The 14,381-nt window shown below is 69.8% G+C and carries 9 protein-coding genes; 7 read left to right on the forward strand and 2 right to left on the reverse strand.

Features of this window, described 5'->3' with window-relative positions; genetic code table 11:
* Positions 1–5: 5 nt before the first annotated feature.
* Genes O7625_RS27270 through O7625_RS27280 form a run of 3 tightly spaced genes read left to right on the forward strand, consistent with a single transcriptional unit; the run spans position 6 to position 2,367 of the window.
* Positions 6–1,205 (forward strand): hypothetical protein, encoded by a 1,200-nt coding sequence (locus O7625_RS27270; protein WP_091606468.1) that lies wholly within the window; start codon positions 6–8, stop codon positions 1,203–1,205.
* Positions 1,206–1,208: 3 nt separating this feature from the next.
* Entirely contained in the window at positions 1,209–2,114 is a 906-nt protein-coding gene (locus O7625_RS27275) for a 3-hydroxyacyl-CoA dehydrogenase NAD-binding domain-containing protein (protein WP_282342669.1), read from the forward strand.
* A 1-nt stretch (position 2,115) separates the two neighbouring features.
* Positions 2,116–2,367 carry a phosphopantetheine-binding protein gene (locus tag O7625_RS27280; RefSeq protein ID WP_091606476.1) on the forward strand — a complete coding sequence of 84 codons (252 nt, stop codon included), beginning with the start codon at positions 2,116–2,118 and terminating at the stop codon, positions 2,365–2,367.
* A 1,674-nt stretch (positions 2,368–4,041) separates the two neighbouring features.
* Here the strand turns inward: O7625_RS27280 and O7625_RS27285 are convergent.
* Positions 4,042–4,518: a hypothetical protein gene (locus O7625_RS27285; RefSeq protein WP_141714744.1), complete on the reverse strand. Its 477-nt coding sequence runs from the start codon at positions 4,516–4,518 to the stop codon at positions 4,042–4,044.
* Positions 4,519–5,041: 523 nt separating this feature from the next.
* Between O7625_RS27285 and O7625_RS27290 the strand changes: the two genes are divergently transcribed.
* From O7625_RS27290 to O7625_RS27305, 4 genes are read left to right on the forward strand one after another with little or no spacing between them, the layout of a single operon-like run.
* Complete coding sequence (locus tag O7625_RS27290) at positions 5,042–6,298, forward strand: Zn-dependent hydrolase (protein ID WP_282342671.1); 1,257 nt, start codon at positions 5,042–5,044, stop codon at positions 6,296–6,298.
* Positions 6,295–7,776 carry a lyase family protein gene (locus tag O7625_RS27295; protein ID WP_282342672.1) on the forward strand — a complete coding sequence of 494 codons (1,482 nt, stop codon included), beginning with the start codon at positions 6,295–6,297 and terminating at the stop codon, positions 7,774–7,776. The genes O7625_RS27290 and O7625_RS27295 overlap by 4 nt, the downstream gene beginning before the upstream one ends.
* Positions 7,766–10,000, forward strand: coding sequence for a pyridoxal-phosphate dependent enzyme (locus tag O7625_RS27300; RefSeq protein ID WP_282342673.1), 2,235 nt, complete (start codon positions 7,766–7,768; stop codon positions 9,998–10,000). The genes O7625_RS27295 and O7625_RS27300 overlap by 11 nt, the downstream gene beginning before the upstream one ends.
* Positions 9,984–11,045, forward strand: a complete 1,062-nt coding sequence (locus O7625_RS27305) for a GntG family PLP-dependent aldolase (RefSeq protein ID WP_282342674.1) — start codon at positions 9,984–9,986, stop codon at positions 11,043–11,045. The genes O7625_RS27300 and O7625_RS27305 overlap by 17 nt, the downstream gene beginning before the upstream one ends.
* A 153-nt stretch (positions 11,046–11,198) precedes the next feature.
* Here the strand turns inward: O7625_RS27305 and O7625_RS27310 are convergent, their stop codons facing one another.
* Entirely contained in the window at positions 11,199–14,273 is a 3,075-nt protein-coding gene (locus O7625_RS27310; protein WP_282342675.1) for an AfsR/SARP family transcriptional regulator, read from the reverse strand.
* Between the last annotated feature and the right edge of the window lie 108 nt (positions 14,274–14,381).

Genomic DNA, 14,381 nt, shown 5'->3' on the forward strand with positions numbered 1-14,381 from the left:
ATCTCTTGACCACCCTCACCATCGCCATGGAACAGCCGCTGTCGTCTGTTTCCGCCGAGGAGTTCGGCCGCCGGATCTTCTTCGCCACCGCTGACATCCTCAACTTCCGCTTCGTCCGGAACGGCGATGAGGTCACCGCCGTCGACCTGACGGTGGCCGACCAGGGAGACGTCGACCAGGTCCGGCGCAAGGTCAACGCTGTACTGAACGACGATGTCCTGAGCCAGCTGACCCGTCCACCGAAGGTCATCTGGTCCTCCCCGGCCGAGCGTCCCGTCCCGGACGGGACCTTCGACCGGCTCATGGCCGACGGGGAGGCGTCGCCTTCCGGCCAGGGCCAGGTGGCGCTGGGCCCACAGATGCTGCACCTGATGGACGCCCTCGACGACACGATTCGCGACATCGTCGTGGACGAGTTCCGCGCGCGCGAACAGCGTTACCCGACGCTGATCCCGGCATCCGTGATGCACCGCTGCGGCTACCTGACGTCCTTCCCGCAGTACCTGATGTTCGTCAGCCGCCTGCACAGCGATCGAGACGTCTACCGCGACTTCGTTACGGACACCAGCACCGGCGGAGCGATGGTGCCCGATGTGCTCGACCGGTGCGCCGGCGTGGACTACTGCCTCCCTCCGACCATGTGCTATCACACCTTCCACCAGCACGCCGACGGAACGCTGCCGGAGGACGCCGGCGTGGTGACCGCCCGCGGCAAGTCGTTCCGCCACGAGGAGAAGTACCACAGCGGTCTGGAGCGGCTCTGGGACTTCACCATCCGGGAGATCGTCTTCCTGGGCGACCGCGACCATGTGACAGCCGGCCGGCAGCGCCTCCTCGACCGCATTCTGGGTCTCACCGAGGATCTCGGCCTCAGCGGCCGGTGCGAGGTGGCGAGCGATCCGTTCTTCGGCGATCTCGACGTGGCCGCCCGCGCCACCTCGCAGCGTCTGCTCGAGCTCAAGTACGAGCTGCGGCTCGACGTCGGCGGCAGCCGGGACATCGCGGTCGGGTCGTTCAACCTCCACGAGCGCACCTTCGGATCGGCCTTCGGCATCCACATGTCCGACGGGGAGGTCGCGCACTCCGCGTGTGCCGGATTCGGCCTGGAGCGGCTGGCCTATGCCGTCGTGTGCCAGCACGGACTCGACCCGGCCGGCTGGCCCGCCCGGGTCGCCGAGTTGCTCGCCGCGCCTGACGGCCGATAAGTCATGACAACTGACAGGGGATTACCCGTGCGAGAGAACATCGCCGTCATCGGGGCGGGAACCATGGGGATCGGCGTCTCGCACGCCTTCGCCGCCGGCGGCCACCACGTGACCCTGGTGGACATCGGCAAACCCGCTCTCGACCGAGCGGCCGAAGAGATAGCGCGTAACGTGCGGCTCTTCGGCATGGTCGGTGGTACGCCGGAGAGCACACCGGGCGCAACGCTGGCGGCGATCACGTTCAGCACCGAGCTCGCTGACGTGGCCGACGCCGACTTCGTGGTCGAGAACATCACCGAGAACTTTTCGCTCAAGCAGCGGATGTACCGAGAGCTGGACGAGATGTGCAAGCCCGCCGCGGTCTTCGGGGTCAACACGTCCGCGATCCCGATCACCCGCATCGCCGGGCTGACCGAGCGGGCCGACCGGGTCGTCGGCACCCACTTCATGAATCCGGTGCCGCTCAAGCCGCTGGTCGAGGTCATCCGCGGTTTCCACACCTCGCCCGAGACCATCGCCTTCACCCGTGACCTGATCTCCCGGCTCGGCAAGGACACTGCGGTGGTCGAGGACTCGCCCGGCTTCGTCACGAATCGCGCCATGATGCTGATGGTCAACGAGGCCATCTGCCTGTTGCAGGAGGGCGTGGCACCGGCGGCCGAGATCGACCGGCTCTTCGTCCAGTGCTTCGGGCACCGCATGGGACCACTGGCCACCGCCGACCTCATCGGCCTGGACACCGTGCTCTATTCGCTCGACGTCCTCCTGGAGAACTTCAACGAACCCAAGTACCGCCCGAGCCTGCTGCTGCGGAAGCTCGTCGACGCCGGTCACCTGGGCCGCAAGACCGGGCAGGGCCTCTTCGACTACCGCACCACGGACCCCACAACCGTTCCGGAGAGGAACTAACATGCAGAACCACCTGGACACGATCCGTGCGTTCGTCCGGCGGCAGGCCGACGGCATCGCCGACGACGAGGACATCTTCGCCAACGGTTACGTGAACTCCCTCTTCGCCGTGCAGGTCATCATGTTCGTGGAGCAGACGTTCGGCATCACGGTGGCCGGGGACGACCTCGACATCCGCAACTTCCGGTCCATCGCCGCGATCGACCAGTTCGTGGTCGACCACGCCGGTGATCGGCTGGTCGCCCCGCTGTAGCCCTCGTCCCGCACGACGAACTGGCCGGCTGCCCGTGGGCAGCCGGCCAGTTCTCGTGTTTTGACCGTTCTGTGGGCAGGGTGGTCTGGCGGTGTGGTGGGGGTGTGTTCGTGGTGGTGTGGTTGAGGGCTGTCATTTGCCCTTGTGGACGGCGTTGCGGCGGATGACTGGGTAGCGAGTGCGGCGTTTGCGGCGTCTTGCGGTAGGGCGTCCGGGTCCGGGGTGGCCGGGTTTCACGTGTCCTGGTGGTTGCCAGGCGTTGCGCAGCGCGGGCGAAACCTGCCGGCGTGTCTGGCCGGGGGTCGGGGTTGTGGTGGTGGCGGGTTCCCAGGGCAACCGGTGGTGGGTGGTGTGGTTGCGGGTGCAGAACAGGTGTAGGTAGGCGTAGGCGGAGCCAGGTGGTCAGGGTGCCGGGTTGGCGGGGGTGGAAGTCCGGGGCGTGGGCGGTGGTCTTCAGGTAGCGGAAGTAGCGCTCGATGTCGAAGCGGGCCAGGTAGGTCATGACCAGGGTGAGTAGGTCGCGGCGGTGGCCGGAGTACCAGAGTGCGAGGTCGCCGGCGCGGCGGCTGGGGCGCAGGTGCTGGACTCGGGCGAGTAGCACGGTGCCCTCGACGATCGGGAGGGTGCCCTGGTCGGTGAATCCGCGGCTGGCGCGGGTGAGTTGGGGGTGGACCTGATGCCAGGCCCGAACGGTGACGATGCCGTAGATGTCGAGTGGTCCGCTGACACCGGCGTCAGGGGTCAGGTCGGGTTCGCGCAGGGCCAGTCGGAACCCGTGCCGGCGGGGCCGGCCTCCGAGTGGGTGAGCGGCCCGGCGTTCGGGTCTGGTCCACATGGTCTGCGAGGTCGCCAGCCTGACCAGGACGTCCGCGGGAATCCTGCGCTCAAGCAGCAGATGGGTGATCCGGGCGGCGGGGTAGCCGGAATCCAGCAGGAACAGCGACGGATCGGCCGGGCGGGCGCCGTCCTGGGCGCAGACCCGGGCGATGTGGTCCACGGTGACTTCCACCAGGTCGTCGCCGGAGGCGATCCGGTCGGTCAGGACCGGCACGACCCACGAGTCCGGGGTCAGCGTCAACCGGACGACGTGCTGATACCGCCAGCCGGTCCTGATTAGCGCCGCGCCACGCGGGCCGCCCAGGGTGTACTGCGGCTGCCGGTCCGGGCTGGTGGGTGCGTTCGGCCGTGGCCACGCGGTGGTGTCGACGGCATACACCCGGGGCAGGCCGGACCGAGCGGCGATCCGGCACGCCGCCCACAACGCCCGACCGGTGTCCACCTCGCCGTCGCGCAACGCCCTGTACGCCGCGGCGTGCCCGGTGACGGTGCCCAGCGATAGATGCGCCGGACAGCCACACCGGCCCTGATCGGCGGCCAGCTCGTCGACCAGCGTGAACAACGTCCGTGACCGGGACGCCAGGACGCCCTCGTACAACTCCCGCCGCCATGCATCCAACAAGATCCGGCCCAACTCGCCGTCACCAACACCGGTAGCCGTTACGCTCCTCATCGAGGACCCTGCCCATTGATGATCTTTGTGTGAGAACTCAGATCATGGACAGGGTCCTCCCCATTCCGCTAGACCTCGACCACCACGAATCCCCCCGATGGTCAAAACACGAGAACTGGCCGGCTGCCCGTGGGCAGCCGGCCAGTTGGTCTGTGGCGGTGAGGTCACCCAGCCGGCGGGGAAACCGGGGTGGCGACTGCCAGTAACGACCGCATCACCGCCCTGGACGAGCGCATCCGGGCGGCCAGTTCGTGCAGCGCCAGCAGCAGGTGCGCGTCACCGGAGCGGTAACGCAGCACACTGATCCGGATGAGCGGGCCCATCACCGGATCCAGCGGGCGGTCACGCTCGAGGTTCAGCCGCGTGCGGGCGGCCTCGTCCTCGATGTCGATCTGATGGGTCTCCACATAGACCTCCGGCGCTACCGGGCACGGCTCGTAGCGCCAGCCACCCTGGTCACGACGGACCCGATCGGCCAGTTCGGGTACGTCGTCGATCAATCGCTGTTGGGCCGCCGCCAGACTGTCGACACTTATCCCGTCGGACGCATAGCGGACGACGACCCGGCGGAACCGCCGCGACGGCCCGTCCCGCAGATCCTGCAGGAATAGATCGACCTCCGGCGGCTCCAGATAGCGCATACGGTGGTCACTCCCCCTCGGCGATGCGGTCCGACGCGGTGGCCGGCGGTCACTGCTGAAGCCGTCCCACCGACACCACGACCGTCACGACTGTTGTACGAACCATGGCTTTCGCCGGGCTTCCGCCTCGGTCGACCGTCGGCCTGCGATCGCGTCCTCATGACGGCACGAGCCGACAGCACGCCGATAGGCCCGGCAGTGAGTATCGGTGCTGCACCACCCACCGGCTGGTGTGAACCGGCTTGTCGAGAGGGCGGCGGATAGACATGTTCACTATGGCGGCAGCAGCACCAACGCCGTTGTCGGTCTGCGTACTCGGCGGCGCGAACAGCAGTCAGGACCGCAGCGCGCCCGCCGCCGCCGACCGATTCGGGCGCCGGTCGGGTGGACGCGGTCACCGCATCACCTGTGGCGGCAGGTCCGGGCTGACGGATCTCGTGGCGTGGTCCGCGCACCTGGCCGGCCCCGACACCACCTCCGCGCTGACCGCGGTCGAGGGAGTCCAGGCGGCTGGAGGTGCACGGTGCTGAAACTCAACCAGACGGCTTCCATGATCGACCGTCGGCGGTTCCTGTCCCACCTGGCGGAGCTGGCCCGATTCGGCGCGGACGAGCTGGGCGGAGTGTCTCGGACCGGCTTCAGCGAGGCGGATCACGCCGCCCGGCGATACCTCTGCGAGCGCTCGCGGATGCTCCGGTTGCGCGCCACCGTCGACGCGGCCGGGAACCTCTTCATCGGACGCCGGGAGGCGGACCGGGACCGGCCGGTCCTGCTGTTCGGATCGCATCTCGACAGCGTGGTACACGGCGGCCGGCTCGACGGGGCATACGGCGTCGTGGCCGCCCTGGAGACCTTGGCACGGCTGGACGAACGAGACGGCTCCTTTGCGTACGAGCCGGTGGCGGTCGCCTTCGCCAACGAGGAGGGCGCCGAGTTCGGGTACCCCTTCTTCGGATCGAAGGCGATGGTCGGTCCCATCGAACATGCCGAGCGTCTGGTGGACAGCGCCGGGCTTCCCCTGCGCGACGCCTTGCGGGCTGCCGGGGGCGATATCGACGCCCTGTCCTCGGCCGTGTGGCCGGCCGGCCGGCTCGGCGGCTTCCTCGAGCTGCACATCGAACAGGGTCCGGTGCTGCAACGGGCCGGTGTCCCGCTCGGATTGGTCGAGGCGATCACCGGGCGCCACATCTTCGAGATCACGGTCACCGGCGAGCAGAATCATGCCGGAACCACCCCGATGGACGATCGGCACGACGCGCTCGTAGCCGGTGCCCGCCTGACGCTCGCCATCGAGGACATCGCCCGGGTGCGCCGGCTCTGCGCCGTCTCGACGGTGGGCCGTTTCGATGTCCGGCCGAACGTGACCAACGTGATCCCGGGCGCCGTCACCTTGACCGTGGAGATCCGGGACGGCTCACTCGATCGGCTGGCGAACGCCGAACGCGCCGTCCTGGCGGCGGTGGCCGCGCTGGGACCCGGCATCGACGCGCGGGTGGACGTCCGCATGCGCGCCGCTCCCGTCCGCACCGACCACCGGCTCAGCGCCGCGATCACCGACGCCGCGGCCGAGCACGGACTTCCCGTGCTGACGATGCACAGCGGCGCCGGTCACGACGCGCAGATCGTCGCTGCGGCGGGCCCGGTCGGAATGATCTTCGTACCCAGTCGGGACGGGATCAGCCACTCCCCCCGTGAGCACACCGAGCCGGAACATCTGCTGGCCGGGGCGGACGTACTCCTGACCACGGTGCGTCGCCTGTTGGAGGGGGCGGACCGGTGAGGTTCACCGGGCGTGTCGACGCTCCCCCGGCCGACGTCCTGCACGAAGAGATCCTGCGCCCGCAGTTCGAGAAGGAAGCCCGCACGCTCCTGCCCTGGTACGTGCTGATCGAAAAGGTCCTGTTGCTGGAGTACCGGCGAATGGGGTTGATCGACGACACCCAGTCGGCCGCGCTGGTCTCTCGGCTGAACGAGCTGACCCCGGAACAGATCACCGCCGATCCGGAGGGCAACATGTCCGACCTCGCGTTCGCCATCGAACGGTACGTCCAGGGCGGACCGGAACCTGTGCCGGCCGCATGGCACGTCGACCGCAGCCGCAACGATCTCCAGGCCTGCGCCCAACTGCTGTACGGCCGATCGCAGCTCGCCGCGCTCATTGAGAGTCTGGTCGGTCTGGCTCGGGCCGCCGCCGACCGCGCGGCGGCCGGCGTCGACCTGCCGATGCCCGGATACACACACCTGCAGGCCGCTCAGGTCGTCACGCCCGGCTTCTACCTTGCCGCCCTGGTCGAGGAGTCGCTGCGGACCATCCGGCAGATGCGTGCGACCTACGACGCGGTCGACGAGTGCCCGCTCGGCGCCGGTGCGATGGCCGGTCAACAGCTGGACTGGGACCTGCCCCGCATGGCGACGCTCCTGGGTTTCGATCGGCCGACCCGGCACGCCCTGATGGCGGTGGCCTCCCGTGGGTGGGCGCTGCGTGTAGGCGGGGATCTGTCCGCCTACGGGGTGGTCCTCAGCCGCTTCGCCACCGATCTGATGGCGTGGGCCAGCGGCGCCTACCGCCTGGTGGACCTTCCGGACTCGATGGTGGGCATCTCCTCGTCCATGCCGCAGAAGCGCAACTTCCCGGTGCTCGAACGGATCCGTGGCCGGAGCGCACACCTGACGGCGCTGCACCTCGATGTGGCCATGGTCCAGCGCGCGACTCCGTACGCCAACATGGTCGAGGTTTCCAAGGAGGCTGGTAGTCACCTGAATGCGCTGTTCGCCCAGGCTGGATCGGTGTTCCGGCTGACCAGCACCGTGCTCGCCGAGCTCCGCTTCCGGCCCGAGCAGATGCGGGATGCGTGCGCCGGTGACCACCTCGGCGGCTTCCGGCTGGCCAATCTGCTCACCCTGAGAGCGGGACTGCCATGGCGGCACGCGCAGGTGGTGGCCGGCCGGTACATCGCGGCGGCCGTCGACGCGGGCCGCTCCCCCGGCGAGCCCGACGGGCCGCTGTTGCGCAGGCTGGCCGCCGGCTACCCGGTGACGGAGCCGACGGACCTGCTGACCGAGGCGTTCGACGTGGACGCCGACCTGGCGTCACGGACGTCCGACGGATCAACCGGTCCGGACGCGGTACGTCGCCTCCTGGCCGTCCAGTGCGCCGAACTCGACGAGCACGCGGCATGGGGACGGCACCGCCGCTCCGCGACGACCTCTGCGGTGAACGCCGTGGAAGACCAACTGCGAGGACACCATGTTGTTTGACTCGGTGACGGCGGCGATCGGACATACCCCGCTGGTCCGGCTGCGGATTCCGGCAGCCCTCGGGGTGCGGGCGTACGCCAAGCTCGAGATGCAGAACCTGATGGCGATGAAGGACCGGGTGGCCAAGGAGGTCGTCCTGCGCGCACGCGAGGCCGGCACGCTGGTCGACGGCGCGCCGATCGTGGAGAGCTCGTCCGGCACCATGGCGCTGGGGCTGGCGCTGGTGGGCAACCATCTCGGTCATCCGGTCCACATCGTCACCGATCCCCGGATCGATCCGATCACCCTGACCAAGCTCGAGGCGCTGGGCTGCGCGGTGCACGTCGTCGAGGCGATGACCGGAGCGGGCTGGCAGAGTGCCCGGCTGGAACGCCTCGCTCACCTGATGGACGACCTGCCCGGTGCCTTCTGGCCGCAGCAGTACCACAACCCGCACAACCCGCTGGCGTACCGCGCCCTGGCGGACGAGCTCCTGGAGGACATCGATGGCCTCGATGTGCTCGTCGGCGCGGTGGGCAGCGGCGGTTCGCTGTGCGGGACCACGGCGGCGCTGCGCACCGACCGGCCGGAGCTGACCTCCGTCGGCGTCGACGCCGTCGGCAGCATGCTGTTCGCCCAACCGGACCGTCCCGAGCGCCTGCAGAGCGGACTGGGCAACAGCCTGCAACCGGACAACATCGACTACGCCGTGCTCGACGAGGTGCACTGGCTGTCCGATGACGAGGCGTTCGCCGCGACCCGGGCGCTGGCCCGGGAGCAGCAGATCTTCGCCGGCAACACTTCTGGTTCGGTGTACCGGGTCCTCACCCACCTGGCCCGGCAGGCCGCCGAAGGGACGACGCTGGTGGGCATCTTCCCCGACCGCGGCGACCGGTACGTGGAGTCGGTCTATCGGCACCGGCCGGAGACGCAGCCTCGTAGCCACCCGGTGCAGGTTCCGTACGGCACCGTGGTGACCGCCTGGTCGTTCGCCGAACTCGGGCGGAACCACCGCCGCCAGCTCGGCTTCATCGAGGCGAACACCACGGGCACCGGCATGACGGCCATTCGGACGGCCGCCCGCCTCGACGTGGAGCCGGTGTTGTTCACCAGCTCGCCCCAGCGTTACCGCGGGCTGCCCGACGTCCGCGTCCGCACCGTGGTCTGCGACACCGACGACACTGCGGAGCTGGCCCGGACGATCAAGGCGAACCTCTCGTCGCCCGCCGGCATCGCGACCACCAGCGACTTCTACCTGCCGCAGGTCAGCGAGCTGACCGCCTCGTTCGACCTGCCGGGCAACCCGCCGGAGGCGATCGCCGTGTGCCGCGACAAGGCGGCGACACGGCGGATGCTGAGCGCGGCCGAGGTGCGCCAGCCCGGGTACGCCGTGGTCGCCGCCACCGACGAGATCCCGGCCGCGATCGCCGTGACCGGCCTGCCGTGCGTGGTGAAGCCGATCGACGACTCCGGCTCGAACAACGTCCGGCTCTGCCACGACCTCGCCGAGACGGCGGACCAGGTCGAGTGCATCCTGGCGGTCACCACGAACGTGCGCGGCCAGGCGACCGCCAGGCTGGCACTGGTCGAGGAGTACGTGGCGGGGCCGGAGGTGTCGGTGGAGATGTTCAGCCACGACGCCATGGTCACCTGTCTCGGCGTCACGGCGAAGTCCACGCTCGCACCGCCGCACTTCGTCGAGGCACGGCACGTCTTCCCCGCGGCTCTTCCGCCGGCCCTGCACGCCGAGGTGCTGACCTTGGTCACCCGTGCCCTGTCCGCGGCGGGTATCCGGGAAGGCGCGACGCACACCGAGGTACGGCTCGGCTCGGCAGGCCCGTCCATCGTCGAGATCAACGCGCGCCCCGCCGGCGGCATGATCCCCGAGCTCGTGCGGCTGGCCACCGGGGTGGACATCGTCGAGCAACACCTGCGCGCGGCGTGCCGGCTCCCGGTCCAGCTCAGTCCGGCACGGGACCGCACCGCCGGGATCGCGTTCCTCACCGCCGGTCGCACCGGCCGGCTCACCGCCGTCGAGGGCACTACTGCGGCCCGCCGGACGCCGGGCGTGGTCGACGTGGCGGTGACGGCCGCACCCGGGACCGCCGTTCGTCCGCCGCGTAACGCCTATGACCGGCTCGGGCACGTCATTGCGGTGGGCAGCTCCGGCCACGAGGTCAGCGAGGCGCTGGACGCCGCACTCGGATATCTGCGAATCGAGGTCAACCATGATCGAACTGCGTAGTGACACCTTCACGCTGCCCTCTGCCGCGATGCGCTCGGCGATGGCCACCGCCCCGCTCGGTGACGACGTCTACGGCGAGGACCCCACCGTGCTGCGACTGGAGCGACTGGCCGCCGACCGCCTCGGCAAGGCAGCCGCCTGTTTGATGCCGAGCGGGACGATGGCCAATCTGGCTGCGCTGATGGCTCACGCCCCGCGCGGGGCCAAGGCGATCGTCGGGTCGGAATCCGATATCTATCTGTACGAGGCGGCCGGCGCGACGGTATGCGGTGGCATCTCCTACGAGCCGATCCGCAACCTTCCCGACGGCACTCTGCCACTGGCCTCGGTCGCCGCGGCGTTCCCGAAGGACGACGAGGATCCACAGTTCGCCCCGGCGGCGGTCATCTGTCTGGAGAACACGCAGAATCGCTGCGGCGGGGTGGTGCTACCGGACGGGTACGCGGCCGAGGTCGCCGCGCTGGCCCGGACCCGCGGCGTCGCGGTGCACCTGGACGGTGCCCGGATCTTCAATGCCGCGGTGGCGCGCGGCGTACCGCCGGCCGAGCTGGCCCAGCACGCCGACACGGTGCAGTTCTGCCTGTCCAAGGGGCTCGCCGCACCCATCGGTTCAATGGTGGCCGGCGACGAGGCCACGCTGCTGCGGGTCCGCCGGATCCGCAAGATGCTCGGCGGCGGAATGCGACAGGCGGGCGTGATCGCCGCTGCCGGCATCCTGGCGATCGACGAGGCGGCCGAGCGCCTGAGCACGGACCACGCCCACGCGCGGCTGATGGCCGAGGGGCTGGCCGCGATCCCGGGTGTCACGCTGGACCCACCACAGACCAACAGCATTCTTTTCCGGGTCGCGGGACGGGACCCGGAAGAGGTCGTGCGGATGGCCGCCAGTGCCGGCGTCGCCGTCAACACCTTCGGGCACGGCCGGATCCGCGCGGTCATCCACTGCGGCGTCACCACCGGTGACGTGCACGAGGCGGTGAGCCGCCTCGCCAAGGTGATCACCCATTCCGAGCCGAGGCTGAACGGCGCCGGGAGCCCACGGTAGACAGTCGTGCGATCACACCGCCCCACCCGTCGAGGAGTGACGACCATGTACTCGATCCCGAACACCCCGGCCCGCTCGCACCACGCCACCGCCCCGGGCCGCACGGACACCAACTGGGGGTGACCGCAGATCTGCCCGGCCCCGCCGGACCGCTCAGGAGGCCTCGCCGACCTGGAACGCCAAGGAGGCCGAGGTGAGCCTGCGTACCAGTTCCTCGGCGAGGTCACGGGCATCTTGTGAATCGACCTTACCGAGTATGGTCAGCGCCTCCCGCCAGGCCGCCATCGCCGTCGCGGTGTCCGCGATGGTGTCGCCGAGCAGGCGCAAACCTCGGGCCTGCCACACCTGGTCGCCCAACTGACGGAACCTCTGCAGCGCGGCGCCGGCCAGGCGCGCGGCCATGTCCCGCGAACCGATCGCGTACTCGGCCTCTGCCCAGGCGAGCTGGATGCGGGCACTCACCATCCGGTCGCCGCTCTCCGCGGCGACCTTGCCCGCCTGGCGCAGCGTGCCGACGGCACGATCCGCATCGCCGGCCGCGGTCTGCGCCAGGCCCTGGCCGTAGCGCGCGTAGGCCTCGCCGATCCGGTCGCCGTACTCGACGACGATCTCCAGGACATCGTGAAAGCAGTCGAGCGCGGTGCCGATGTCGTCACCCTTCAGGGCCACCTCGCCGAGGCGGTACCGCAACTGTGCCTCCATCCGGCGGCTCCGTCCCTCGGTGAGCCGGATCGCCTCGGTGAGATGCCCGAGCGCAGCACGCCGGTCGTGGGCGATGACGGCCAGCTGGGCCAACCCGGACAAGACGTGGGCCTCCCCGATCACGTCACCGGCGAACCTGAACCACTCACGCGCCTGCTCGTACTTGCGCCGGGCCTCCTCGTGGCGGCCTTGCGCCCGATCGATGAAGGCCAGGTTGCGCAGGACGAGCGCCCGGCCGTACAGCACCCGTTGGTCGACGAAGAGCTCGTCGGCGGCACGGGACAACCGGGCCGCGTCGTCCAGGCGGTACTCCGCGGCAGCCAGGGCGCCCATGGAGTAGAGGACCGCGGCCTCGCCGTACTTGTTGCCCGATCGCCGCACCGCGGCGAGCGCGCTGTCGTGCGTGGCCCGCCACTCGACGAATTCCGACCGCACCTCGAAAATGGTCACCAGCGTCACCGCGAGGTCCCAGCAGAGGTCGTCGGCGCCGAGGTCAGCGGCCTGACCGACCATCGCCACCAGGGCATCCTTCTCGACCGCGAACCATTCGAGCGGGTCGGCCAGTAGTTCTTCGCAGAGAGTCTCATCGACCTTCCAGCGAACCGCGTCACTGTGCAGGACGGTGTGGTCGCCTCCGTACTCGCTGCGGTGGGCCTTTTCCGCGACATACAGCCACGCGCCCAGAGCCCGGCGCAGCGCCTCGGCCCCATCCTCGGCTCGGTCCTCCGCGTCGTGGCGTTCTGCGGCGAAGATCCGGATCAGGCCGTGCATCCGGAACCGGGCTCGGCCGCCGACCGGGGTCTCGACCTCCAGCAGCTGCGCCGTCACCAGCTCGCTGAGCGCCTCCGCACCTGCGTCGTCGTCCGAGCCGAGCAGGGGTGCGCAGATCCATTCCGGGAAATCGCGTGCCTCCAGCACGCCGAGCAGCCGAAACAGTCGGCGTGCCGGGTCGCTGAGCCACTCGTAGCTGGGAGCGATGTTGGCCCGGAGGCTCTGTTCGCCATGCGACAGTTCGTCGAGGCGCCGGCTCGTGTCGGCGAATCGCTCGGCCATCCGAGCCACTGTCCAGTGGGGCCGGATGAGGAGTCGCCCGCCTGCCGCGCGCAGCGCCAGCGGCAGGTGGCCGCACATACTGCTCAGTCGCAGCGCCTGGGTCGGCTCGGCATAGATCCGACCGGGCCCCGCGATCTGTGCCAGCAACTCGACCGAGTCGCTGGGTTCGAGCAAGGGACATTCCACGTGGTGAGCCGCCGGCAAGGCGGTGAGCCGGCGGCGGCTGGTCAGGATGACCACGCTGGGGGCGGAGTTGGGCACCAGCATGCGGACCTGCTCCTCGTCCGCGACCTCGTCGAGAACCATGAGCACGCGCCGCCCGGCGAGCAGGGCTCGCAATGTCTCGGCACGCTCCTCGATGCCGCCGGGGATCATCACGTGCGGTACGCCGAGGGCACGCAGGAACCGCTCCAGGACCTGGGCGGCGCCCAGCGGGGTGTTGTTGCCGTTGAGCCGGGCGTAGAGCTGCCCGTCGGGAAAGAAGTCCTTCGTCGCGTGTGCCACCCGGATCGCCAGGGCGGACTTGCCGACACCGCCGGTGCCGGAGACCGAGATGATCCGGGGCGCCGCGTTCCCGTCATCCGGTTCCGCGGTGACTATCTCCTGGAGCCGGTCGAGCAACGGCCGGTTGCCCGTGTAGTCACCGATGTCGGGCGGGAGCAGCCGGGCCGGGCGGTAGTCGGCCGGCGTGACGTCGGCAGGCTGGGTCGCGGCCCTCGGATCCAGCTCATAGTCGGTTTCACCGCCCAGGACCGCACGTTCGACCTCGCGCAGCTCGGCGCTCGGCTCGATGCCCAGCTCGTCGACGAGTGTCTGGCGACCGTCGCGGTAGCAGGCCAGGGCCTCCCCCTGGCGACCGCTGCGAAACAGCGCGAGCATCAATTGCGCCCGCAGGTGTTCGCGCAGCGGGTTGGACGCCACCAGGTCGGCGAGTTCGGCGATCATCTCCTGGTGGCCGCTCTGGCGCAGTCTCAGGTCCATGAACTCCTCGACCGCCCGCAACCGCATCTCTTCCAGGCGAGCGCCGGCAGCTGCCACCAGCCGGCTCTCCACCCCGGCCAGCGCGTCGCCCCGCCAGAGCTTCAACGCGCGTTCGTAGCGGCCGATCGCCTCATCGAGCCGCTGCTCCTCGGCGCTCTGTCGGCCCTCTGCCACGAGCCGCTCGAAGACGAGCAGGTCGACCTCGTCGGGCCCGGCGTGGATCAGGTAGCCCGGAGCGCAGGTCTCCAGCCGGTCCGGCAGGCCGACGTCGGCGAGCGCCCGCCGCAGCGCGGAGACGCAGATCTGGATCTGTCCTCGCGCGGTCTGCGGTGGGGCGTCGTCCCAGATGGCTGTGGACAGCCGGTCGACCGGGACGACCCGGCCCGCCTCGAGCAGCAGCATCACCAGGACGATGCGCTGCCGCGCCGCTCGGATGGTGGCTGTGCCTGTCGGGCCTTTCACCCCCAGCGTGCCGAGGATCTCGAAGTTCATCACAGCCGCAGTCCCCCGTGGTCTCGGCTCCGTCTGTTACACCTTGCGACGCGCGGCGAAATCGCCCTCGCACCCCTGGCGATGGGCAAGGCCATTGCCGTTGATCAC

The sequence above is a fragment of the Micromonospora sp. WMMD714 genome (assembly GCF_029581315.1).
In the GTDB taxonomy this organism is placed as follows: Bacteria; Actinomycetota; Actinomycetes; order Mycobacteriales; family Micromonosporaceae; genus Micromonospora; species Micromonospora rifamycinica.

What these genes read in the sequence shown, in the direction of transcription:
- O7625_RS27275 (WP_282342669.1), top strand. Translation starts at nt 1,209, where the DNA reads ATGACAACTGACAGGGGATTACCCGTGCGAGAGAACATCGCCGTCATC.
- O7625_RS27280 (WP_091606476.1), top strand. Translation starts at nt 2,116, where the DNA reads ATGCAGAACCACCTGGACACGATCCGTGCGTTCGTCCGGCGGCAGGCC.
- O7625_RS27300 (WP_282342673.1), top strand. Translation starts at nt 7,766, where the DNA reads ATGTTGTTTGACTCGGTGACGGCGGCGATCGGACATACCCCGCTGGTC.
- O7625_RS27305 (WP_282342674.1), top strand. Translation starts at nt 9,984, where the DNA reads ATGATCGAACTGCGTAGTGACACCTTCACGCTGCCCTCTGCCGCGATG.
- O7625_RS27310 (WP_282342675.1), bottom strand. Translation starts at nt 14,273, where the DNA reads ATGAACTTCGAGATCCTCGGCACGCTGGGGGTGAAAGGCCCGACAGGC.
- O7625_RS27285 (WP_141714744.1), bottom strand. Translation starts at nt 4,518, where the DNA reads ATGCGCTATCTGGAGCCGCCGGAGGTCGATCTATTCCTGCAGGATCTG.